Source organism: Pseudomonas asplenii (assembly GCF_001293465.1).
Lineage (GTDB): Bacteria > Pseudomonadota > Gammaproteobacteria > Pseudomonadales > Pseudomonadaceae > Aquipseudomonas > Aquipseudomonas fuscovaginae_B.
In genome coordinates, this window is sequence record NZ_JSYZ01000003.1 from 167,995 (window position 1) to 189,250 (window position 21,256).

Here is a 21,256-nt window from a genome sequence, read left to right on the forward strand (position 1 = left end):
TGGATTGCAACCCAGGGGTTCGCATCGATGCTGGCGACCCACGGCGGCCTCGGGTCCCGGTCAGCCGTGGCGGCTGCTGTCGCCGAAGAGCTGGATCAGTTTCGGCAGTTTCCCCAGGGGTTCGACTACCTGGGCCGCCCCCAGCCGAATGGCCTCCCTGGGCATGCCGAACACCACGCAACTGGCTTCGTCCTGGGCGACGGTGGCGGCGCCACTGTCACGCATGGCCAGCAGCCCGCGCGCACCGTCGTCGCCCATGCCGGTCATGATGATGCCCAGCGTATTGGCGCCGGCCTGGCGCGCCACCGAGCGGAACAGGACGTCCACCGAAGGCTTGTGCCGATTGACCGGCGGGCCGTCGAGCACTTCCACCTGATAGTGCGCGCCACTGCGTTTGAGCTGCATGTGCAAACCTCCGGGAGCGAGCAGGGCCAGGCCGCTGTGGACGCGATCCAGGTGTCTGGCCTCGCGGACTTCGATCTGGCACAACTTGTCCAGGCGCCGGGCAAAATCGGCGGTGAACTTCTCCGGCATGTGTTGAACGATGACAATCCCCGGGCAGTCACGTGGCAATTGCCTGAGGATGAATTCCAATGCCTGGGTGCCGCCGGTGGAACAGCCCAGGGCCACCACCCGGTCCGTGGTCCTGAGCACCGTCGGGGCCGCGCCCACCATGGGGCCCGATTCTGCGGCAGGGGGGTTGTGGCGAAGGGCCATGGGCCGCGCCCGGGCGCTCTCCTCGACCTTGCGGATCAGTTCGACGCAGAGTTGTTCCAGGCTCTGGCGCAGCCCCAGCCGGGCCTTGGTGAACACCCCGACGGCACCGGCCGCGAGGGCTTCGACGCCGACCGCCGAGCCCTGCTCGGTGAGGGTCGAGCAGATCAGCGTCGGTGTCGGCCGTTCGGCCATGATCTGGCGCAGGAAGGTCAGGCCGTCCATGCGCGGCATCTCCACGTCGAGGATCAGCACGTCCGGCCAGTCGCGGCGCATCTTGTCGATGGCGTACAGCGGGTCGGCCGCCTGGCCGATCACCTTGATGTTCGGATGGCTGTCCAGGCACTGGGTCAGCACCTGGCGCACCAGGGCCGAGTCGTCGACGATAAATACCCTGATCATCGTGGCCGCATCCCCAGCAGCAATGGCCGCACGCTGTTGCGCTGGCAATCGATCGCGCCGCTGCTGCCGTCGATGTGCAGGCGGCGATAGTGCTGGCCATCGAGGTCGCAGTGGTCGACCGCCCAGTTGCGTCGGCTGAACTGTTCACGGGCGAAGGCGCTGTTGCTGTGGCCGATCCTGCGCCCGCGTATGCCTTCGAAACGCACCAGGCTGCCGCCACCGAATATGCCCTTGCGGTACTCGCCGGGGTGGGTGCCGTGGCGTTGCATGTCGGCCTGGATGCGCCGGAACACGCCTTCGCCGTAGCGGGTGTCGAGGCCGTTGCGGGCCATCGGATCGCTCGGCAGCAGGTAATGCGAGACCGCCAGCAGACGCCTGCGCGGGTGCCAGAGAATGATCGACACGCAACTGCCGAGCAGGGTGGTGACCCTGCCCTCGTGCCGGCCGAAGAAGTAGTCGCCGGGACGCAGGAAGAGCGGCGCAGTCATAGGCGTTCGTAGACCGACGGGTTGAGCAGCCGCAGCGGCAGGTCGAAACCGTGGATGCTTTCCGCATGGCCGATGAACAGCAGTCCGCCGGGCCGCAACGGCTGGACCAGGCGCTGGACGATGCGCTGCTTTTCCTCATTGTTGAAATAGATCAGCACGTTGCGCAGGAAGATCACGTCGAACGGCCCGAGCCCTTCCGGCAGCGGCTGGACGATATTGATCTCCCGCAGGCTGACCCGCTCGCGCAGGGCCGCCTGGACCCGAAAGCGCCCGCGCATGTCGCCGATGCCGCTCAGGCAGTGGCGTTGCAGCCAGCCCTGGGGAAAGTACTTGGCCTGGGCCATGTCGTAGATGCCTTCGGCGGCCTTCTCCAGCATGCTCAGGCTCAGGTCGCTGGCCAGGATCGACCAGTCGCCGCTGCGCAGGTTTTCCTGGATCACCATGGCCATGCTGTAGGGCTCTTCGCCGGACGAGCAGGCGGCGCTCCAGAACCGCAGCGGCCCCTTGCGCCCGCCGAGCCAGTTGCCGAGAAAGTCGAAGTGCGGGGGCTCGCGGAAGAAATAGGTTTCGTTGGTGGTCAGCAGGTCCACCACCAGCCGGCGTTCCTTGAGGTATTCCGGCTGGTCGAGCAGTTGCAGGTAGCTGGCATAGTTGTCCAGGCGATAATGACGCAGGCGTTTCATCAGCCGGCCGGCCACCAGCGGCCGCTTGTTCGGCGCCAGGATGATGCCCGAGGCTTCGGCCATCAGCGTCTGCAGGCGGCGGAACTCGCCGTCGCCGAGGGTCGGCAGCTTGAGCTGGCTGGACATCTCAGTGGCCCTGGGCTGCGGCCAGGCTGAGCTGGCGGATGTCCTCCAGGGACAACACTTGCGGGATGTTCAGGATGATGGTGAAACCCTGTTCGCCACGGGCCATGCCGGCGATGAAGTCGGTACGGATGCCGGCGCCGAAGGTCGGCGCGGCGACCACCTGTTGCGGGTCGATGTCGAGCACCGCATCCACCGCGTCGACCACCAGGCCGATGCGCTGGCTGAAGTCCTCCAGGTCCAGTTCGATGATGACGATGCAGGTGCGCCTGCCGACCGCGGTCGCCTCGAAACCGAAGCGCGTGGCCAGGTCCAGTACCGGCACCACGTTACCCCGCAGGTTGATCACGCCGTGGATGAACGCCGGCATCATCGGTACGGCGGTGACGTCGCCGTATTCGATGATTTCGCGCACCAGGTCGATGGGCACCGCGTAGGCGGCCTGGCGCACCCGGAACGACAGATGCTGGATGCTCGACGCCGGCGGAGCGTCGGGCAGCGTTGCGAGGTCGCGGCTCAGGCTTGCAGTCATGATCCGGCCCTCAGTTGAAACTCACGAATTGGCCTTCGTCGACCGCCGCCCGGCTCTTGAAACCGTCACGCGAGCCGTTGAAGGCGTAGCCGTCGTGGCCGCGCGACGGTGGCCGGTGGCTGTGGGCGGACTCTTCCTCGAAGCGGAAGAAACCGATCAGTTCCTGCAGCTGCCCGGCCTGGGCATTCATCTCCTCGGCAGTGGCCGCCAGTTCCTCGGAGGCCGAAGCGTTCTGCTGGGTGATCTGGTTCATCTGGCCCATGGCGATGTTGATCTGCCCGGCGGCGCCACTCTGCTCCTGGGACGCGGCGGTGATTTCCTGGACCAGGTCGGAGGTCTTCTGGATGTTTGGCACGATCTCGTTGAGCAGGCGTCCGGCCTGTTCGGCCAGTTGCACGCTGCTGGAGGCGACCTGGCCGATTTCCTGGGCCGCCACCTGGCTGCGTTCGGCCAGCTTGCGCACTTCGGCGGCGACCACCGCGAAGCCCTTGCCGTGGTCGCCGGCACGGGCGGCCTCGATGGCGGCGTTGAGCGCGAGCAGGTTGGTCTGGTACGCGATGTCGTCGATGATGCTGATCTTGTCGGCGATCTGTTTCATCGCCAGCACCGTGTCACCGACCGCACCGCCGCCCAGCACGGCGTCGTTGGCGGCCTTGCCGGCGATGCCGTCGGTGATCTTGGCGCTTTCGGTGTTCTGCGCGATGGAGGCGGACATCTGCTCGACCGAGGCGCTGGTCTGCTCGACGCTGGCGGCCTGCTCGTTGGCGGCCTGGCTCAGCGATTGCGAGGTCGAGCTGACCTGTTCCGAGGCCGAGGACAGCGAGTCGGCGGCGCTGCGGACATCGCCGAGAATGCTGCGCAGGCGTTCGGCCATGTTCTGCATGGCGGCCAGCAACTGGCCGGTTTCGTCCTGGCTGGTCACCGGCAGGTCCTGGCTCAGGTCGCCAGCGGCCATGCGGTTGGCCGCTTCCACGGCGCCATTGAGCGGACGGGTGATGCTGCGGGTGACCAGTACGCCGATCAGTATGCCGAGCAGGGTTGCGGCGATGATCAGGGCAATCATCTGGGTCTGGGAGCTGGCGGCGATATCGCTGATCTGCTGGTTGGCCTCGGCGGCACGCTCCTGTTTGCGACGGGTGGCCTCGCCCATCAGGCGGTCCACCACTTCGCCGCTGCTCACGGCCTTGGGCAGCAGGTCGGTGATCTCGCTGTTCTCCTGCAACTGGCCGGACTGCTGGTGACTGGTCAGCAGTTGGTTGATCACGCTTTCGTATTCCTTGAGCGGGCCCTCGATACTGTCGATCTGGGCCTGGCCTTCCTTGCTGAGGAACGACTTGCGCCCGTCGGCGATCAGCTTGCGGGCCTGTTCGAGCGAGCTGCGTGCCAGGTTGGCGGCCTGTTCGCGGCCGGCGTGGGTGGTGGCGAGCAGGCTATGGCGCATCGCACGACCGGCGGTCACCAGCTGGATGTTGGCATCCTGCATCTGGCGCAGACCCGTGACATCGACTTCGTACATGCGGTCCGACAAGTCGTTGACCTGGGACAGGTTGCGGATACCGATCACACCGATGACACCGGTCAGCACCACCACCAGCAGAAAGCCCGCTGTCAGCCGGATGCCTATCTTCATGTTGCGGATGAACTGCATGATTACTCTCCTGAAAGGCTAGGCAAGGGTGGATTGAGCGAGTTCGTCGTGGGTTCGGTCGACGTCTGCAGGTGTCGGAACAGGCTGGCGATATCGAGGATCAGCGCGACCTGGCCGGAGCCCAGGATGGTCGAGCCGCTGATGCCGCGCAGGTGCTGGAACATCTGGCCGAGGGGTTTGATCACGGTCTGCAGTTCGCCGAACAGTTGGTCGACGATCAGGCCGGCCTGCTGGCGGCCCTGGCTGACCACGACGATGTTGCGCCGCCGTGCCCGGCTGGGCGCCAGGCCGAAGTGCCGGTCGAGGGCGATGCACGGCAGCGGCTTGCCGCGCAGGCTGAGGTAGCCCTGGCCCTGCTGCAGCCACTCGGGGCCGGCTTCCATGCACTCGGTGACCATATCCAGCGGAATGACGAAGTTGTCCTGGCCGACGCCGACCTGGAAGCCGTCGATGATCGCCAGGGTCAGCGGCAGGCGGATACGGAAGGTGCAGCCCTGGCCTGCCACCGAATCGATTTCGATCACCCCGCGCAACTGGTCGATGGCACTGCGCACCACGTCCATGCCGACACCGCGGCCGGAGAGGTTGGAGACCTGTTCGGCGGTGGAGAAGCCGGCTTCGAAGATCAGCAGGTGGATGTCCTGGTCGCTGAGCGGGGCGTCGGCTTCCAGCAGACCCTTGTCGATCGCCTTGGCGAGAATCCGTTCGGTATTCAGGCCGCGCCCGTCGTCGCTGACTTCGAGTACGATCATGCCCGAGTCGTGGTAGGCGTTGAGGCGCAGGTTGCCCGCGGCCGGCTTGCCGGCGGCGAGGCGTTCGGCGGCCGACTCGATGCCGTGGTCGATGGCATTGCGCACCAGGTGGGTCAGGGGATCGGCGATCTTGTCGATCACCGACTTGTCCAGTTCGGTTTCGCCGCCGACCAGGCTCAGCTGGATGTTCTTGCCCAGTTCCTGGCTGACATCGCGCACCACCCGGTGGAAGCGGTTGAAGGTCTCGCCGACTTCCACCATGCGCAGTTTCAACGCCGCCTCGCGGATCTGCTCGACATGCTGGTGCACCGCCTGGGTGGCCTCCATGCAGCCGCTGTCGCTGCTGCGCCGGGCCTGCATCTGGGCGCTGGCGGTGCTGATCACCAGTTCGCCGACCAGGTTGATCAGTTCGTCGAGCTTGTGCGCGGCGACCTTGACCAGTGTCGTGTCGAGGCTGCGGCGGTCGCGGACGGCAGCGGTTTTCGGGGTGGCCGGTTCGGCGCCCGGGCGAGGCGTGGCGAGCGGTTCGGCTGGCGTCGCGGCCGGTGGTTGCAGAGGGTTCAGGCGCAGTTCGCAGAAGTCCTGGATGAATTCGAAGACGTCTTCGATTTCGCCCCGGCTGGCCGCGGTGTACAACTCGAAGTCGAAGCCCAGGTGGCAGGTTTCCGGGTCCAGCCGATCGAGAGCCGGCAGGGCGTCGCTGCGGGTGTGCAGCGTGGTGATCTCACCCAGGCGGTTGAGGTAGCGCAGGAAGGCCGCAGGGTCGAAGCCGTTGCGAAACAGCTCTTCGCAGAAGCTGATCGAGACCTGCCAGGTGAGCCGGTCCGCCGCGACGGCGGGAGCGTGCTGCGGCCCGGTTTGCGCCGGATCGTCCGCGTTGCCGCCCTGGGCCTCGAACAATGCCGCCAGCAGCGGCGCCTGGCGTGCCTCGTCGACGTCGAGCAGGCCGCTGTCGGGGTCGACACGCTCGATCATCGCGTTCAGCTCGTCCATGCAGTTGAGCATCAGCGAGGTCAGCGCCGGGGTCAGCTCGCGCTGGCCGTCGCGCACCGACATCAGCAGGCTTTCCAGGTGATGGGTGAGGTTGACCAGGGGCGTCAGCGAGAAGATCCCGGCCGAGCCCTTGAGGGTATGCACGGCACGGAACAGGCCGTTGACCGCGTCCGTGTCGCCCGGGCTGGTTTCCAGGCGCAGCAGGCTGTCTTCGGCCTCCTTGAGCAGGTCGCGCCCTTCGCTGAGAAATCCCAGCAGCAACTGGTTCCATTGTTCGCCACTGAGCATGGGGTCAGGCCTCGGTCGGGTACAGCGATTCCAGGTTCAGCAGCGTCAGCAGTTCCCGGGCGGTGTCCGAGACCCGGCTGACGGTGGCCGGATGGTCGATGGACGACAGCGCCCGCTGGATGGCCAGGAGCAGTTGCGCGCCGGCGCTGTCCAGTTCGTTCAGGCCGCCCAGGTCCAACTGCCAGGGCCCCGGGGGCAATGGCAGCAGGCCGAGCAACTGCTCGCGCGCCATGCTGACTTCGTAGAGGGTCAGGTCGCCCTGCAGGCGTAGTTGCGCGGGCATGTCGTCGGTGGCGGGCGTCAGCGAGAACATGGCGGGTTATCCCAGCAGTTTTTCGACGGCCGCCAGCAGTTGCTGCGGTTGGAATGGCTTGACGATCCAGGCCTTGGCGCCGGCGGCCTGGCCTTCGGCCTTCTTCGACTGCTCGCTTTCGGTGGTGAGCATGATGATCGGCGTAAAGCGGTACTCGTTGCGCGCCTTGACCTCTTTCACCAGGCCGATGCCATCGAGGTTGGGCATGTTCACGTCGCTGATGATCAGGTTGATCTTCTGCCCGGTCAGCTTGTTCAGGGCATCGCGGCCGTCGCAGGCCTCGATGACCTGGTGACCGGCACTGGTCAGGCTCATCTTCACCAGTTGGCGCATGGACAGGGAGTCGTCGACGATCAGGATGGTCTTGGCCATGTTCATCACTCTTGCAAAGGGAAAAGCGGAGAGAAACTAGAAGAAGGTCACGTCGTCGCTGGCTGTCACCTGGGAGCGACCCTGTCGCTCCTCGTCGGTGGTGAAACGCTGGCGCTGGCGTTCGAGCCAGGCGGACGGATCGTTGAGGCTGACATCCTGTTGCTCGATGGCCTCAAGCAGGTGGGCGAGGTCGGTCTGGACATGGTCGAGCATCTGGTCGGTACGGTCCTGGAACTGCAGGTTGACCATGATTGCCTGGATGTCGGCCTGGGTTTCCCGGGCGTCCCGTTGTAGCAGGCGGGAGGCGTCGGTCAGTTCGCCGAGGTTGTCGCCCAGGCGCGTCATGACCTGGGTCACCGCCTGATTGAGGAAGTCGAGGTTGGCCTGTTCGCTGCTGCCCAACTCGGCGGCGGCGGTGATGGTGGTCTGGATCGCATGGTTGATCTCGCCGACCTTGGTGTCCATGCCCTGGCCGGTCTCGGCGGACAGGGTAGAGAGCTTGCGCACCTCGTCGGCGACCACCGAGAAGCCGCGGCCGTAGTCACCGGCCCGGGCTGCCTCGATGGCGGCGTTGAGGGCCAGCAGGTTGGTCTGGTTGGCGATCTCCTGGACACGCTTGGCCATCTGCTGCAACTGACTGGCGTAGTCGCCCAGGTGGCTGATGGTGTCGAGCAGTTCGTGCTGACGCTGGCTGCTGGCTTCGAACGACCGGGTCACTTCGCGCAGGCGCTCGTTGGCGTCACGCAGGCTTTCGCCGACGCCGCCGCTGCCGAGGACACCTTCGCAATTGTGCAGGCCACCTTCCAGGCGGGCAGCGATGCTGGCGAAGCGTTCGAACAGCTCGCCGATATTCGATTGCAGCAGGTGGCGGCTCTGGCCGATGCCATCGTTCCAGGCCGGGGCGATCACTGGCAGGAGGGTTTGCAGTTCGGCCGGTGCAGTGACGGTATCAGGATGTGGCGTAAGGGAGGGGGCGGCGGGGATGTTCGGCGATTTGCCGATCTGCCGGGCGACGGTGGCGATGGCGATCAGCGCCAGGCCGGCGCCGTTGAGCAGAGGCTGGGCCAGAGAAAGCCCGATGGCACTTAGTGCGATCCCTGACCAGATTCCCAGATAAATCCGCATCCCCTGCTTCCATTGCATAGCTCAAGTGGCGCGGATCATATCGGTAGCATATTGATATCAGTATCGGGATAACCCTTAATCCTGCGGGGCTTCAGGCACGGTATTTCGGGTCGGGAAGGTGTTCTGGAACTGACTGGTCGGGCAGGTATTTGACTCATCATCCAATAACGGCGCCGCTTCCTGGCGTCACGACGAAATGGCTCTAGCCGGGACCTTCTAGGAATTAGCCCTAAGGTATTTTGCCGTGTGCGGATGTAATTGAATGTTACGGGCCGTTGATTCCGGGGGTGGGCTGGTCGGTAGTGGCAGCGGCGGGTGGATGGCCGCTCCCTGGCTTAAGCGTAGCGCCTGAGCAACGCGGCCCCTGGATGAGGGGCCGCGAGGCAAGGGTCAATGCACGAACAGGGCGATGAGGATGATCACCGGGATCGGTACACCCAGAAAGAACAGTAGAAGTGAGCGCATTTTCATTCTCCTCGGGTTAGTGCAGGGGCGCGGTGTGGGTCTGGTATTCGGTGCCTTGCAGGTAGACCACACCATCGCGCTGGCGGCCGCCGAAGGTTGCCGCCAGGCTGGCGAAGAAGGCGCCGATCAGCAGGGCGATGAACATCCACAGGGTTGACCAGGCCGCGGCCTTGGCTGCCTGGTCGGCTACCTGCCTGGCGCTGTCCACGGCCTGGCGGGCCTGGGCATAGACCTGGTCGACACGCTGTTCGGCCTGGACCCGGCTGAGGTTGGTGCGCTGGGCCACCAGTTGCGCCAGGTAGGCACGGTCCTCGACGCTCAACTGCCCATTGCCCAGGCTGTGCACGAAGATCCGGGTGGCCACGGCGTGGGCGGCGTCCTCGCTCACCGCTGCGGGGCGGTCGTCGCGAAACAGCAGGTCGATGAAGTAGTCGGAACCACTGCCCTGGCGGGCATCGCTGCCGAGGCTGCTGGCGGCACCGGCGGCGACGGTGGCCCCGGCCTTGGCACCACCGCCGAGGACGCCACTGACGGAGCCGGCCGCCAGTGTCGCCATGAGCAGGGTCGCGACGGCCCAGGCGAGAAAGCCATGGGCGGTGTCACGGAAGTAGACCTCGTCGCCATGCACGTTGGCCCACTTCACGCGCAGTCGGCCGGCGAGATAACCGCCCATCCCCGCAGCGAGGATTTGCGTGAGAGCCAGCCAGATGATCGCCCAGATACCCAGGCCCTTGGCGCTGATACCTTCGCCCGACCAGGGCGAGATGGCGGCCAGACCCAGCCCGGAGCCGAGCATCAGCAGCAGCAGGGACAGTGCGGCGGCGGCGGCGGCCCCGGCGAAGATCGCCGTCCAGGAGACTCCCGAGTGGTTCGAGGGGTCGTGTAATGCGGCAGGATGAATTTCAGCGTTCCCGATCATTGTTGTTGTGCTCCATCAGTGAGAGACCTACAGCCTTCACGGGGGAGATAGCAGCGGATGTGCCAAATCCTGCTTTGCTGAATAAGCAATCGATTCAAGGGGTTGGGACGGGGAGTGGATCTTGGGACCATGCAATCTGCATGGTCGGGCAGTTTGACGGCAGGCTTTCTGCACTGGCCGATGGGAGCGGCCGAGGGAGTGCTGTTGCAGCACTCCCGGGTGAGGGGGCTCAGTCGCGCCAGTGGCGGTGTTTGCGGTGGCCATAGGCATGGCCGCGGCCACGATGGCCGTCGCGATAATGGCGATCTTCGCGGTCGCTGGAATTGCCCATGTAGTTGCCCAGCGCACCGCCTGCGCCGCCGCCTGCCGCCGCGCCGATCAGGCTGCCGGTGGTGCCGCCCATGCTGCGGCCGATGACGTTGCCGCCGGCCGCGCCCAGTGCGCCGCCGATCGCCGCTTCACCACGGCTGCGTTTGTCCGCGCCGACCGCACTGCCGCCTGCGCCGCCCAGGGCTGCGCCGATGGTCGAGCCGGTGTTGCCGCCCAGCGACTGACCGACCGCCGAACCGAGTACACCACCCAATGCGCCGCCGATACCGGCCTCAGTGGTACCTCCGGCGCAAGCCAGGCCACTGGCCAGGCTCAGGGACAACAAGAGAATCGACGAGAACTTCATTTGAGAGGAGCCTCCTAGGGATGACGGCGCGATCCTGAGGCTTGTGACAGTGGGCTTACAACGGAAATCCGACGAATAGCACGACCTGTATACAAAAAGATAACTTACTGATTTTACTAGGGAACTTAGTTGATTTTGGAAGGTCTGAGGCTACTTGAACCCCATCATTTCGCGCCTTGTGCGCGCACTGGAAGAGGCTGGCGCCGCTTCCAGAACGTCGATTCGCCCCAGCGTTTTTCCATCCCGTAGAACTGTTGCCGGTTGCCCAGGTAGGCGCTGTAGATCCGCCTGAGCAGATCCGCATAGGTGGGAAGGGCTTCGCGCTCACCATTGAGCGTGGCGTGCACGGCGCGAGCGCAATACTGGCCACAATAGAGCGCGGTGGCAATGCCCTGGGACGACAGCGGATCGAAGGCCAGTGCCGCATCGCCTACGGCCGTCCAGTGTTCGCCGTGAAATTGCGAAAGCTGTCCGCTGGCGGCATCCATGCCCTGGACGGAACTGCCGGGCTGGTAGCCGTGTTCACGACACAAGGCCGACAACAGGCGGGTATGAGCCAGTTGCTGCCACAGCCCATCGCCGCTCAGCAGCGTTTGGCGGTCGAGCAGGTCCAGGTCGCCGAGGAAGGTCACCAGCCGTTCCCCCGAGGGCAGCAGCACGCTGTACCACCAGCCGTTTTCCACCGCCTCGACCAGCGTGCGGCCATCGCGATCGGTGTCTTGCCGGCTATGCAGCAGCAGGTAGAAGGCGGTCAGCCGGTCTTCGACCTGGCGCTGGGCGCCCTGCTGACGGGCGAGTACCGCCGGGCGGCCGCCGGCGTCGATCAGCCAGCGGCATTCGGCCTGTCGCTCGCCGTCGGCGCTGGCCAGGCGCAGGCTGAAACCGGCCTCACGCGGTGTGGCGACCAGCCGGGTGGCTTCGTGGACCGCTACACCGAGCTGGCGTGCCGTGGCCCGCAACTGGGTGTCGAAGGCGAGGCGGTCCAACTGGTAGCCGCGACCCTGGGTCTGAAAGATGAAATCGTCCATGTGCGGCTCGTCCGAGCCCCATACGGAAAGGTTGCCGTAGCTGGGACGGTGCCCGGCGGCGAGAAAGCCGTCGAGCACACCCAGGTCGGCGAGTAGCGAGCGGGCACGGGGCGGAAAGCCCTCGCCCACCCGGAAGCGCCCGATGGGCGCGGAGTCGGCCAGCAGCACCCGCCGACCCAGGCGCGCCAGGTTGATGGCGGTAGCCGAGCCGGCCGGGCCGCCGCCGACGATGGCGACGTCGTAGCGCTCCATTTAGCGCGACCGTCTCCCGCCGCGTGGCGCCTGCTCGGCGTCTTCCTGGCTGCTGAAGTTGGCGCCCCGTGGTGGCCGTGGTGCCCCCGCGGTGTCGTCCGTCGGCGCGCCCGCCGCGACGAAGTCGGCAGCCAGCACCGGGCTGGCGAAGGTCTGGCTCGTGGGGATCTGCGGCCCGTAGCTGGCAACCATCATGGTGTTCGGATAGAGCGGGCTGTCGAAAACGTGCTTGCGCACTTCCAGCAGGCCCATGGAGCCGAAGATATCCACCATCGTGGTCATCTGCTTGGCGGTCGAGGTTTTCGGGCCTTCGACCAGCAGCGGGGCATTCCAGTTACTGCGATCGGCGAACGCGTCGAGACGCTGCTCGGGCTTGGTCGCAGGGTCGATGACCAGGGCATAGTCCGCGTCACTGAGTACCTGGTTGGGCACGCGCGCCGGCCAGAAGGTCGCGGTGAACGGACTGTAGTCTGGGTTGTAGCCACCTCGGCAATAGGCGGTGTCGGCCTGCCATGGCAAGCCCATCCAGCGGTTCAGGTCGCCGGGGCCTTGCCCGTACAACGGACCACCGACAGCCAGGGCCTGGGTCTGGTTCAGGGTTGGGCCGTAGTCCGGCTGGGGGCTGCCGGCCGGGCGCTGACGAATGCGCCAGGGCTTGGCGTAGAGCGGCAGATGGCGCATCGGCCAGGTCAGTTCGCAACCGGGGTGGAAAGCGTCGGCCAGGCAGAAGTCCAGGGCGGCGCGGTCAAGCATGGCTGGCTGCTCTGCCAGGGCTACCGAATCCAGATTGTCCGGGAGTGGGAGGCCGGGCCAGTCGGCCTCGAACTGGCCGTCAGCCCAGCGGCTGAGCGCCAGGTACTGTGTCTGGGTGATCGACGAGTTCTGGCGTGGGCTGGGGTTGTTCCCCAGCTCCATGTCATCGCCGTAGATCCAAGGCCAGGGCAGCGGGTTGTTGTCGGCAGGTTCAGGCAGGCGGAAGCTGTTGAGGATCTGTCGGCGGGTTTCCTGGAATACGTCGTAGTCTCCTGGTGCCGGTTTGTGCGCCAGCTTGGCGATGAAGGCCGGGTCTTCGAAGTTGTAGGGGCTGTTGTGGCCGAACTGGGTAGCGAAGCCCTGGTTGACCCACTGCAGGCCCGATAGACGTTGCAGGATCGGGTAGACATCCTGGCGGAAGGAGGTCGAGGTGTTCGGCTTCAGCCAGCCGGCCTGGATGAACAGGTCGTAGGTCAGGTCGTAGAGCGTGCGTACCGTCTTGACCTGGGGTGCATAGTTGGGCGGCGCGGTCACCACCCAGGCCGATTCGACCGGAATCGACCGGCCGCCGATGCTGACCTGGGCGCTGATCGGTCCATCGCTGGTGTCGTCGTACCAGCCATCGGCGTTGATGAAGCTGTTGTCGTCCTTGGGGTTGAAGATCGGCGTGTTCCGGGGCGAGGCCGATACACCGCGGCCGCCGAGGAACAGCAGGCGACCCTGGGCATCGGTGCGCAACTCACCCAGATACACTGGCACGCCTTCGTACTGGCCGTTGAACTCGACACCGGCCTGGTTCGTGCCGCGGATGCTTTGCAGGCCGCCGTCGATGGCCAGGGCTGCGCGGGCCTTGGGGTCCTTGATCTCGGCATTGCGCAGGGGCAGCACCTTGCTGGCGGCTTCGGGAATGTCCATCGCCAACTGCCACTGGTACCACTGCGCCTTGCGGTTGGCGACATGGGCCGACCAGGTGATCTCGGCGTCTTGCGCGGTCAGTTCGGCGACCACCTCTCCAGCCAGGTTGTAGCCATAGATGCGGAACTCGGCGGCCTGGCGCTTCAGTGCACCCTGGGCGTCCCGGTAGAAGCCCAGTGGCTCGGGCCGCGGCTCGGTCACCTGGGGGCCGATGAAGTAGTCCGATTCACTGTTGCCGACCCGCGCCACGCCGATCGCGGGATGGATCGCGGCGCTGACGATGCGCTTGTCCTTGGGAGGGGTTTGGCTGCCGTGGTGATGCGGGGTATGGCCGGGGGTGATCGACATGAGTGCTCTCCGCGTTCCGTGCTAAAGAGGATGTGCCCGACCTGCGGGCAGGATCCCTGGGCGGGTGCCGGTCAGCACCGTCGGATGAGGGCGTGAGGAGCACCGCCCGCAGACTCTAGTAAAGGGCTTGCGGTTTGTCGAATGGCTTTTTGCTATTACGGCGGGAGATTCCCCGGGCACCTCTGGCAAGGCGTCCGGGGTGGCTCGGATCAACTGGCCTGGGCGAGGATCAGGCCGTTCTCGCTGGCCATTTCCAGGCGGATCGCGACGAACTTGGAGGTTGGTGTGTGGCTGCCGTCGCCGACGCTTTCCAGCGGCACCAGCGGGTTCACTTCCGGGTAGTAGGCGGCGGCCTGGCCGGCGGGGATGTCGAAGGCCAGCAGGGTGAAACCCTTGACCCGGCGCTCGCGGCCGTCTTCCCAGAGCGACACGATGTCGACCTTCTGCCCCGGCTTGAAGCCCAGGCGGATGATGTCCGCCTCGTTGACGAACAGCACCTCGCGCTGGCCCTTGACCCCACGGTAGCGGTCGTCGAGACCATAGATGGTGGTGTTGTACTGGTCGTGGGAACGCATCGACTGCAGGATCAGGTCCGGCTTCCTGCCCGTAGCGTGGGTGAGCTCGTGGATCAGGTCGCTCGGCAGGCCGTTGGAGCGGAAGTTCGCCCGGCCCGAAGGCGTGTTCCAGCGCCGGGCGCCGGCGGCGTTGCCCAGGTAGAAACCGCCCGGGTGCCCGATACGCTGGTTGAAGTCCTTGAAGCCGGGAATGGTGTCGGCGATCAGGTCGCGGATGCGGTTGTAGTCGCCCACCAGCCAGTTCCAGTCCACCGGGTGCGAGCCGAGGGTCGCGGCGGCGATGCCGGCGATGATCGCCGGTTCCGAGCGCATCTGTTTCGACAGCGGCTGCAACTGGCCGTTGGAGGCGTGGACCATGCTGAACGAGTCTTCCACGGTCACCGCCTGGGTGCCTTCGGCCTGCAGGTCGATGTCGGTGCGGCCCAGGCACGGTAGGATCAGCGCTTCCTTGCCGTGGGTCAGGTGGCTGCGGTTGAGCTTGGTGCTGATCTGCACGGTCAGGTCACAGTTGCGCAGGGCTTCGAAGGTCCGCGGGCTGTCCGGGGTGGCCTGGGCGAAGTTGCCGCCGAGGCCGATGAACACCTTGGCGCGGCCCTCGAGCATGGCATGGATGGCTTCGACCACGTTATGGCCGTTGCTGCGCGGTACCTTGAACTGGAAGCGGCGTTCCAGGGCGTCGAGCAGGGCCACCGGTGGGCGCTCGTTGATGCCCATGGTGCGGTCGCCCTGCACGTTGCTGTGGCCGCGTACCGGGCACAGGCCTGCGCCCGGCCGGCCGATGTTGCCGCGCAGCAACATCAGGTTGGCGATTTCCTGGATGGTTGCCACCGAATGGCGGTGCTGGGTGATGCCCATGGCCCAGCACATGATGACGCTCTTGCTCTTGGCGTACATCCGCGCCGCCTGCTCGATTTCGACCAGGGGCAGGCCCGATTGCGAGACGATCTGTGCCCATGGGGTTTCGTCGATGGCGGCCAGGTAGTCGAGCACGTTGGCGGTGTGTTCGTTGAGGAAGTCATGGTCGAACACCGACGGCTCGTTCGCCGCCTGGGCCTCGCGCTCCCATTGCAGCAGGAACTTGGCCATGCCGCGCAGCACGGCCATGTCGCCGCCCAGGGCCGGGCGGAAGTAGGCGGTGTTGGTCGGCTTGTTGCCGTTGGTGAGCATTTCCAGCGGGTGCTGGGGATGCTGGAAGCGCTCCAGGCCGCGCTCCTTGAGCGGGTTGATGCAGACCACCTGGGCACCGCGTTTCACGGCTTCACGCAGCGGTTCGAGCATGCGCGGGTGGTTGGTGCCGGGGTTCTGGCCCCAGACGAAAATCGCGTCGGCGTGTTCGAAGTCGTCGAAGGTCACGGTGCCCTTGCCGACCCCGACACTCTGCGCCAGGGCCACGCCGCTGGCCTCGTGGCACATGTTCGAGCAATCGGGGAAGTTGTTGGTGCCGAAGGCCCGGACGAACAGTTGATACAGGTACGCCGCCTCGTTGCTGGCCCGACCCGAGGTGTAGAACTCGGCCTGGTCGGGGCTGTCGAGGTTCAGCAGGTGCTTGGCGATCAGCGCGTACGCCGCGTCCCAACTGATGGGCTTGTAGCGGTCGGTGGTCGGGTCGTAGCTCATCGGCTCGGTCAGGCGGCCCTGGTACTCGAGCCAGTAGTCGGACTGCTCGAACAGCGAGCTGACGCTGTGCTTGGCAAAGAACGCGGCATCCACCCGACGCTTGGTGGCTTCCCAGTTGACGGCCTTGGCGCCGTTCTCGCAGAACTTGACCATGCCGCTTTCCGGCGAGTCGCCCCAGGCGCAGCCGGGGCAGTCGAAGCCGCCGTTCTGGTTGGTCTTGAGCATCATGCGGATGTTCTTCAGCGCGTTGTCGCTGGTCAACCAGGCCTGGGCCACGCTGATCAGTGCGCCCCAGCCGCCGGCCGGACCCTTGTAGGGCTTGTAGCGTGGGGTCGGGATCTGGTCGGCTTGATTATGATTGCTCACGCGGGATTCTCCATCGCAGGGCTGTAGACCCGCGGCGCACTTTTCTGCGGCAGGTGAATAAGATTGAGGTTGTGCCGACGCGCCCATTGCAGCGCCAGGCCAGTGGGGGATGACAGGCTGACCAGGGTCTGGATGCCGGCCCGCAGCACTTTCTGGATCAATTCCAGACTGCAGCGGCTGGTGACGATGGCCACGCCACCGGCGGTCGGGATCTGTTGGCGGACCAGCGCGCCGATCAGCTTGTCGAGGGCGTTGTGCCGGCCGATGTCTTCGCGGCCCAGCAGCAGTTCGCCCTGATCGTTCATGAACACGGCGGCATGCACGGCACCGCAGTGCTGGCCCAGCGGCTGGAAGGCGCTGATGCGTTGGCGCAGGTCGACCAGCCAGGCGGCCGGCGGCAGTGGTGCGCCAGGCAGTACGTTCAGTTCCGGCAGGGCCTGCTCCAGCGCCTCGACGCCGCACAGGCCGCAGCCGCTGGTGCCGGCCAGTTGTCGGCGCTGCTGCTTGAGACTCCAGAACGCGCGGCTGGAAATCTCCACTTCGGCGTAATGGGCAGCGCCATTGCTGGTCAGTTTCAGGTCGTAGAGTTCGGTGGCGTCATGGATGATGCCGCTGCCGAGGCTGAAACCGACGATGAAGTCTTCCAGGTCGGTGGGCGTGACCAGCATCACGGCCTGGCTGATGCCGTTGTAGGCGATGGCCAGCGCGACTTCTTCGGCGAGTGAGGTCTCAGCGGCTTCGTGATGATCGAGGTCGCTGTACTGGTAGCTCTGGCTGGCGGCCGGCGCGGCTGCTGTGGTGACAGGAATCGCGCAGCCGTCTGGCTTGGCGTGCATGGAGGATTACCGGCGAAATGTACGGTGCTAAGACTAGGCGCGGCAAAAGGTCACGTCTAATCGCTAGTACTGATCCACCGATAGATGATGTCGATCAAAGTCCGCTTGGCGATTTCTGATAAAGCCTGAAGCAGGCTTCGGCCAGGGCCGAGCGCGGCGCGCCACGGCGCATGATCAGGCCGAGGTTGGCCAGGGTCCGGGCATTTTCGATCGGTTGCAGGCTCAGGTGGTCGGTCAGGGTCTCAAGGCCGCTGTTGAGCGGCATGATCGCGCAGCACAGGCCGCCATTCACGGCTTGCAACAATTGATGAACGGCGTCGGTCTGCAGCAGCGGTTGTGGGCTCAGGCCACGGCTGTGGAAGTTGTGGTCGATGGACTGGCGAAAGTGCATGCCGCTGGTGAGCATGCCCAGCGGCAGTTCGGTCAGCGCCTCCCAGCTCAGCGGCTGGTCGCCGAAGTCGAAGAAGCGCTGGTCGTAGAGCAGGCCCATGGCGGTTTCGCTCAGGGGCAGGGCGTCGAAGCGCTCGGTGTCCAGGCGATCGAGGTAGGAGACGCCGAGGTCGAGGCGGTTGCTCGCCAACTGTTCGAGAATCTGTTCGGAACTGAGGGACGACAGTTCGAAACGCAGGTCCGGGTGTTCGGCATGCAGGCGCTGCATCAGGTGCAGCGGGTCGAAGTTCGACAGCGGCACCACGCCCAGGCGCAGGGTGCCGATCAGGTTGCCGCGACAGGCGGCGGCCTCGGCCTGCAGGCCATCGTAGGCCGCCAGCACGGTGCGGGCCCAGGCCAGCACCCGTTCGCCGGGCGCGGTGAAACCCTCGAAGCGCTGGCCGCGGTTGACCAGTTGCAGGTCGAGTTCTTCCTCCAGGTTGCGCAGGCGCATGGACAGGGTCGGCTGGGTGATGTGGCAGCGTGCCGCCGCCTGGCCGAAGTGTCGCGTTTCGTCCAGGGCAATCAGGAATTTCAGCTGTTTGATGTCCATCGTCGCTCCAGGCGCGGTCCAGGCCCGGATTCTAGCGCGGTTGGGCTACGCTGAGTCATGGGTCTGTCCGGAACCTGTCGCAGACGTGCCCGGTCCAGTGGTTCGCGTCTGGATATCACCCATCAAGGAGAAGAAACCATGAGTATCCTCAGCTTCGTGAAAGAGGCGGGCGAGAAGCTGCTCGACTTGCTGACCCCGGGCAATGCCAATGCCGGCGAGCAACTCAAGGCGCATATCGCCAGGGTCGGCCTGGGCAACCCGAATGTCCAGGCCACGGTGGAGGGCGACAAGGTGACGGTCACGGGCGAGGTCGCCAGCCAGGAGAAGAAGGAAAAGATCCTGCTGGCGCTGGGCAACATTGCCGGTGTCGGCAGCGTCGACGACCAGCTCACGGTCAGTGGGCCGGTGCAGGCGGCCGCGCGGTTTGTCGTGGTGAAGTCGGGCGACACACTGAGCGCGATCTCCAAGGCGGTCTATGGCGACGCCAACCAGTACAACAGGATCTTCGAGGCCAACAAACCGTTGCTGTCACATCCGGACAAGATTTATCCGGGTCAGACGCTGCGTATTCCCGAGTAATGCACGGCCTGTAGGCTGTGTACGAAATTGTTTGAAACGCAGGTTAGGCAAGGCAAAAACCGGCGAGGAACGCCCGGGGTCGCGCCCGACTTGACTGGTTGTCAATGAGCATTCCGAGCCGGTTTTTAACGCCGCATAACCAAGTTTCAAGCGATTTCGTACATAGCCTAGGAGCAGGGCTTGCGCGCGAAGCTTTTAGCGCCCTCATGACGCGTTCGCGGGCAAGCCGGATCGCCGTACCGCCCCCTCCTGCAAGTCAGCGATCAATTCGCGGTAGTCGCCCACGGCGGCGAATTCCTCGGTGTCCTTGGGCCCCTTGCGACTGTCCGGCTCGCGCACCGCCAGCAGGTGCGCGACGCCGAAGCGCCGGGCGCTGCGCAGGATCGGCAGGGTATCGTCGATGAACAGGCTGCGTGCCGGATCGAAGCCGATATCGGCCTGCAGCGCGTCCCAGAATGACGGGGATTCCTTGGCGAAGCCGTAATCATGGGAACTGATCAGGCGCTCGAAGTAGGGTGCCAGTTCGACCCGCTCCAGCTTCAGTGACAACGAATCGCGATGGGCGTTGGTGATCAGGATCACCCGCTTGCCCGCCTGGCGGATCGCCGCCAGGAAGGTGTCGGCGTCCGGACGCAGGGCGATCAGGTGCGCGGTTTCCAGCTTCAGCTCGCGCACCGGCAGCTTGAGCTCCTCGCTCCAGAAGTCCAGGCAGTACCATTGCAACTGGCCGGCGTGGTCCCGGAACAGTGAACCCAGCTCCGCCTCGGCCATGGCCAGGCTGACGCCGTGCAGCTCGGCATAGCGTCGCGGCAGGTGTTCCATCCAGAAGTGGTTGTCGTAATGCAGGTCGAGCAGGGTGCCGTCCATGTCCAGCAGAACGGTATCGATGTCGCGCCAGGGTAATGAGGGCATGGGAAACTTCTCGACCGGGAAAAAGGATATCCGACACAGACAATCGGAAAAGCCACGGTATAGTAACCCGTTAACGCCCAGGAGCCGCCATGCGCCAGAAACCCACCGTACTTGCCCGTGAAATCGTCGCCAGCAGCCGTCTGTTCCGTGTCGAGCAGGTCCAGTTGCGTTTTTCCAATGGTGTCGAGCGCACCTATGAACGACTGGTGGGCAAGGGCACCGGTTACGGTGCGGTGATGATCGTGGCGATGCTCGATGCCGAGCATGCGGTGCTGGTCGAGGAATATTGCGGTGGCACCGATGAGTACGAACTGTCGCTGCCCAAGGGGCTGATCGAGCCGGGCGAGGATGTGCTGGCGGCGGCCGAGCGGGAGCTGAAGGAAGAGGCCGGTTTCGGTGCCCGGCAACTGGAGCACCTGACCGAGTTGTCGTTGTCGCCGGGCTACATGAGCCAGAAGATCCAGGTGGTCCTGGCCAGCGACCTGTATGAAGAGCGTCTTGAGGGTGACGAGCCCGAGCCGATGCGGGTCGACCGGGTGAACCTGCGCGAGCTGGCCGGCCTGGCGCAGAACCCGCAATTCACCGAGGGTCGTGCGCTGGCGGCGTTGTACCTGGCCCGTGACCTGTTGACCCAGCGTGGAGTGTTTCAACCATGAGTGATTCGTTTGTGAGCCTGCCGCATTCGTTCCTGGCCCCGGTCATCGAACTGGCTCGCCAGGCCGGCGAGGCGATCCTGCCGTTCTGGCGGGCTGATGTCGAAGTGATGGACAAGGCCGATGCCTCGCCGGTGACGGCCGCGGACCTGGCGGCGCATCACCTGATCGTCGCCGGCCTGAGCGCCTTGGCGCCGGATATCCCGGTGTTGTCCGAGGAAGACGCCGACATCCCCCGTGAGGTCCGTGCCGGTTGGCAGCGCTGGTGGCTGGTGGACCCGCTGGACGGTACCAAAGAGTTCATTTCCGGCAGTGAAGAGTTCACTGTGAACATTGCGCTGATCGAGCAGGGGCGGGTGGTGTTTGGCGTGGTTTCGATGCCGACCAGCGGTCGTGCCTATTTCGGCGGCGCCGGTCTGGGCGCCTGGCGCGCGGACCGCGGCCTGCCGCCCGAACCGATCCGGGTGCGGACCCAGCCGCCGGCCGGTAACACGTTCACGGTGGTGGCCAGCCGTCGGCATTCCAGCCCCGAGCAGGAGCGGTTGCTGTCCGGGCTGAGTGCCAGCCTGGGTGAGCTGGAGCTGGCGAATATCGGCAGTTCGCTGAAGTTCTGTCTGCTGGCCGAAGGCGCCGCGGACTTCTATCCGCGCCTGGCGCCAACCTCCCAGTGGGATACGGCGGCGGCCCAGGGCGTACTGGAGGGGGCGGGCGGTGAAGTGCTGGAACTGAGCGGCGAGCGCTTCAGTTATCCGGCGCGGGAGTCGTTGCTCAATCCGTTTTTCCTGGCCTTGCCGGAGCAGGCGTTGTGGCGGGAGCAGTTGCCGAAGATGCCGCAGGCCTAGACGTTTTACTGATTGTAGGAGCCGGGCTTGCCCGCGAACCGCCAGCGGCGGCCATCCGGAACGGTTTTGAATGGCCGCCTTTGGCGGTTCGCGGGCAAGCCCGGC

The 21,256-nt window shown here is 65.4% G+C and carries 20 protein-coding genes; 3 read left to right on the top strand and 17 right to left on the bottom strand.

What is annotated here, in order from left to right; genetic code table 11:
* Positions 1 to 60 precede the first annotated feature (60 nt).
* The 16 genes from PF66_RS04730 to PF66_RS04805 all read right to left on the bottom strand — a co-directional run bounded on the left by PF66_RS04730 (position 61) and on the right by PF66_RS04805 (position 18,165).
* A complete protein-coding gene (locus PF66_RS04730; protein ID WP_054059131.1) occupies positions 61 to 1,116 on the bottom strand; it encodes a protein-glutamate methylesterase/protein-glutamine glutaminase in 1,056 nt (351 codons plus the stop codon).
* Positions 1,113 to 1,604: a chemotaxis protein CheD gene (locus tag PF66_RS04735; protein WP_054059130.1), complete on the bottom strand. Its 492-nt coding sequence runs from the start codon at positions 1,602 to 1,604 to the stop codon at positions 1,113 to 1,115. The genes PF66_RS04730 and PF66_RS04735 overlap by 4 nt, the downstream gene beginning before the upstream one ends.
* Positions 1,601 to 2,413 (bottom strand): CheR family methyltransferase, encoded by an 813-nt coding sequence (locus PF66_RS04740; RefSeq protein ID WP_054059129.1) that lies wholly within the window; start codon positions 2,411 to 2,413, stop codon positions 1,601 to 1,603. Before PF66_RS04740 ends, PF66_RS04735 begins: the two co-directional genes overlap by 4 nt.
* A gap of 1 nt (position 2,414) precedes the next feature.
* Complete coding sequence (locus PF66_RS04745) at positions 2,415 to 2,942, bottom strand: chemotaxis protein CheW (protein ID WP_054059128.1); 528 nt, start codon at positions 2,940 to 2,942, stop codon at positions 2,415 to 2,417.
* A gap of 10 nt (positions 2,943 to 2,952) precedes the next feature.
* A complete protein-coding gene (locus tag PF66_RS04750) occupies positions 2,953 to 4,590 on the bottom strand; it encodes a methyl-accepting chemotaxis protein (protein WP_054062024.1) in 1,638 nt (545 codons plus the stop codon).
* A 2-nt stretch (positions 4,591 to 4,592) separates the two neighbouring features.
* Complete coding sequence (locus PF66_RS04755) at positions 4,593 to 6,623, bottom strand: chemotaxis protein CheA (RefSeq protein ID WP_054062025.1); 2,031 nt, start codon at positions 6,621 to 6,623, stop codon at positions 4,593 to 4,595.
* 4 nt (positions 6,624 to 6,627) lie between these two features.
* On the bottom strand, positions 6,628 to 6,936 hold the full coding sequence (locus tag PF66_RS04760; RefSeq protein ID WP_054060802.1) for an STAS domain-containing protein: 309 nt from the start codon (positions 6,934 to 6,936) through the stop codon (positions 6,628 to 6,630).
* A gap of 6 nt (positions 6,937 to 6,942) precedes the next feature.
* Positions 6,943 to 7,308, bottom strand: coding sequence for a response regulator (locus PF66_RS04765; RefSeq protein ID WP_054060801.1), 366 nt, complete (start codon positions 7,306 to 7,308; stop codon positions 6,943 to 6,945).
* A gap of 36 nt (positions 7,309 to 7,344) precedes the next feature.
* Positions 7,345 to 8,451 carry a methyl-accepting chemotaxis protein gene (locus PF66_RS04770; protein ID WP_425357884.1) on the bottom strand — a complete coding sequence of 369 codons (1,107 nt, stop codon included), beginning with the start codon at positions 8,449 to 8,451 and terminating at the stop codon, positions 7,345 to 7,347.
* A gap of 463 nt (positions 8,452 to 8,914) precedes the next feature.
* Entirely contained in the window at positions 8,915 to 9,817 is a 903-nt protein-coding gene (locus tag PF66_RS04775; RefSeq protein ID WP_054062027.1) for a hypothetical protein, read from the bottom strand.
* A gap of 229 nt (positions 9,818 to 10,046) precedes the next feature.
* A complete protein-coding gene (locus tag PF66_RS04780) occupies positions 10,047 to 10,493 on the bottom strand; it encodes a glycine zipper domain-containing protein (protein WP_054062028.1) in 447 nt (148 codons plus the stop codon).
* 164 nt (positions 10,494 to 10,657) lie between these two features.
* Positions 10,658 to 11,773: a tryptophan 7-halogenase gene (locus tag PF66_RS04785; RefSeq protein WP_054062029.1), complete on the bottom strand. Its 1,116-nt coding sequence runs from the start codon at positions 11,771 to 11,773 to the stop codon at positions 10,658 to 10,660.
* On the bottom strand, positions 11,774 to 13,789 hold the full coding sequence (locus tag PF66_RS04790) for a LodA/GoxA family CTQ-dependent oxidase (protein WP_054062030.1): 2,016 nt from the start codon (positions 13,787 to 13,789) through the stop codon (positions 11,774 to 11,776).
* A gap of 209 nt (positions 13,790 to 13,998) precedes the next feature.
* On the bottom strand, positions 13,999 to 16,347 hold the full coding sequence (locus PF66_RS04795) for an FdhF/YdeP family oxidoreductase (protein WP_054060344.1): 2,349 nt from the start codon (positions 16,345 to 16,347) through the stop codon (positions 13,999 to 14,001).
* A complete protein-coding gene (gene fdhD / locus PF66_RS04800; protein ID WP_054062031.1) occupies positions 16,344 to 17,183 on the bottom strand; it encodes a formate dehydrogenase accessory sulfurtransferase FdhD in 840 nt (279 codons plus the stop codon). Before fdhD ends, PF66_RS04795 begins: the two co-directional genes overlap by 4 nt.
* 94 nt (positions 17,184 to 17,277) lie before the next feature.
* The gene (locus tag PF66_RS04805; protein WP_054060342.1) at positions 17,278 to 18,165 is read right to left on the bottom strand and encodes a LysR family transcriptional regulator; all 888 of its coding nucleotides are present in this window, start codon (positions 18,163 to 18,165) and stop codon (positions 17,278 to 17,280) included.
* 138 nt (positions 18,166 to 18,303) lie between these two features.
* Here PF66_RS04805 and lysM point away from each other — a divergent pair, with 138 nt between their 5' ends.
* Positions 18,304 to 18,744 (top strand): peptidoglycan-binding protein LysM, encoded by a 441-nt coding sequence (gene lysM / locus PF66_RS04810; protein ID WP_054062032.1) that lies wholly within the window; start codon positions 18,304 to 18,306, stop codon positions 18,742 to 18,744.
* Positions 18,745 to 18,948: 204 nt separating this feature from the next.
* On the opposite strand, the gene yrfG is transcribed toward lysM, so the two are convergent.
* Positions 18,949 to 19,656 (bottom strand): GMP/IMP nucleotidase, encoded by a 708-nt coding sequence (yrfG, locus tag PF66_RS04815; RefSeq protein ID WP_054062033.1) that lies wholly within the window; start codon positions 19,654 to 19,656, stop codon positions 18,949 to 18,951.
* Positions 19,657 to 19,745: 89 nt separating this feature from the next.
* Between yrfG and nudE the strand changes: the two genes are divergently transcribed.
* Both nudE and cysQ read left to right on the top strand, forming a co-directional pair.
* Positions 19,746 to 20,312: an ADP compounds hydrolase NudE gene (gene nudE / locus PF66_RS04820; protein ID WP_054060339.1), complete on the top strand. Its 567-nt coding sequence runs from the start codon at positions 19,746 to 19,748 to the stop codon at positions 20,310 to 20,312.
* Positions 20,309 to 21,151: a 3'(2'),5'-bisphosphate nucleotidase CysQ gene (cysQ, locus tag PF66_RS04825; protein WP_054062034.1), complete on the top strand. Its 843-nt coding sequence runs from the start codon at positions 20,309 to 20,311 to the stop codon at positions 21,149 to 21,151. The genes nudE and cysQ overlap by 4 nt, the downstream gene beginning before the upstream one ends.
* The last annotated feature ends 105 nt before the right edge of the window (positions 21,152 to 21,256 follow it).